1 protein-coding gene is annotated in these 1,881 nt (G+C 41.4%); it reads right to left on the bottom strand.

Annotation, left to right across the window (positions count from 1 at the left end; all coding sequences use genetic code 11):
- Positions 1 to 114 precede the first annotated feature (114 nt).
- Positions 115 to 1,881 (bottom strand): tetratricopeptide repeat-containing S1 family peptidase (locus tag PX636_RS17025; RefSeq protein ID WP_288117980.1); only part of this gene is annotated, 1,767 nt, incomplete at its 5' end.

Raw genomic sequence — 1,881 nt, forward strand, 5'->3', positions numbered from 1 at the left:
AAACCCAACAAAAAGATTCAGACGGATTTAGGGGTTGGGTGTTGGGTTTCGCTTTCCTTGAGAATTGAGAGGTTTTCTTTAACATATTTATTCGCTCAACCCAACCTACGAAACTTACCCCCCTAATTGTTGTAAAATCTGCATCACCTTTTCATAAGCAGCCATATTATTCTGTTGGAGGAATAATATAGCTGCTTGTTGTAGATCAATTTTTGCTTTTTCGGGTTGTCCTAATATGGCATATAAACCACCACGACCTAAGTAAGCCTTAGCATCATTAGGATTAATGTCAATAGCTTGGTTGTAGTCAGAGAGGGCTAATTCGTATTTCTGCTGGTTATAGTAAACACCCCCCCGATTGCTGTAAAGTATAGCAAAATTAGGATTAATTTCAATGGCTTTGTCGTAGTCAGCTAAAGCTAAATCGTATTTCTGCAAGTCATAGTAAAGATTCCCACGATTGTTATAAGCATTAGCATGATTAGGATTAAGTTCAATAGCTTTGTTGTAGTCATCTAATGCTAATTCGTATTTTTGTTGGCGACGGTAAAGAATCCCTCGATTGACATACCAAGCAGCACGGGGAGCGAGATCAATTGCCTGAGTAATCGCCGCTAATCCCTCATCATAGCGTTTTAATTCACTTAATACTGCCCATTTCTCATTATAGTAATTGGGGTTATTGGGAACCAGAGAAATCGCCTGATTAATCACCGTTAATGCTTGCTCATAATTTTCTCTGGCTTCTCTTTCTGTACCTGCAATTTTTGAGAAGTCACCTAAAAAGCGATAAACTACACTTTGCCGTTGTAAAATACTACTGTGAAACTTCTTTAAATTTTCCCGTTTAGGTAAGGTATTAATCGCTTGTTGCAAAGCTTCTATAGCTGGTTGATGTTCGCGTAATTCAAATAACGCTAATCCCTTACCATACCAGGCTAAATAGACATTATCGGGGTCATTTTGCTTAATCGCTTCATCAAAGGCTTTAATTGCTTCCTGATCCCTTGCTAACCGCCATAATTGTCCCCCCCTTTGTATCCAAATATCCGCCTTCGCATTGGTATTAGGGACAATAACACCAGTAATCGCTTGAATAATTTCTTGTTGTTGTTGCGGACTAACTTGGGGTTGAGCAGTGGTTAATAATTGCGGTTTTACCTTCAATCTTTCTTGCAATCCGATAAAAGTGCTAATGGGAATCCCTAAACTAAACCCTAACTGAATTTTCTCTACCCCTATTTTCTCTAACCCTGCTGTTTCCGAACTTCCATGAATCCCTATTACTCTCCCCTGGGAGTCTAAGACTGCACCGCCACTCATGCCCCCAAATGTGATGCTGGTATAAACTAATTCATAGCCTCCGGTTAAAGAAGCAACACTTTGTAATGTTCCCCCTTGTTGAGTGCTTAAAGGACTTTGGCGGGTTTGTAGTAATCCCTGTTCTTTATCGTGAATTCTACCGCCACTAAACAACCATTTCGAGGGATTTTGTCCAATTTTGGGGAAGCCTGCCGCAAAAACAAAATCACCGCTATTTGGGTTATAATTCGCTATTTCCGCAACGGGATAATTGTCCAGGCTTTCAAACTGAAAGACTGCTAAATCTACCCCTTCCTGCCGGATGATGGTGCTTTTCTCGATGTTTCGAGTTTTGCCGTCGCTGGTGACGACGGTGTAGGTGTGATCGGCACATCTGGTGGTGCCTTTGATTTTTTCGCAGAAGACGTGATCGGCGGTTAAAACCGTGTAAATATTCCCTTCTTTAGCGATAATGACACCGCTACCGTTTCCACCGCTCGTACTATCGATCCGGACGGTGAAACCCTTCGCTTTCGTTTCTAATTCGGCGATATAGTCAGTAGGGGCGGTGGTTTCTAT

The sequence above is a fragment of the Microcystis sp. M53598_WE2 genome (assembly GCF_030067735.1).
In the GTDB taxonomy this organism is placed as follows: domain Bacteria; phylum Cyanobacteriota; class Cyanobacteriia; order Cyanobacteriales; family Microcystaceae; genus Microcystis; species Microcystis aeruginosa.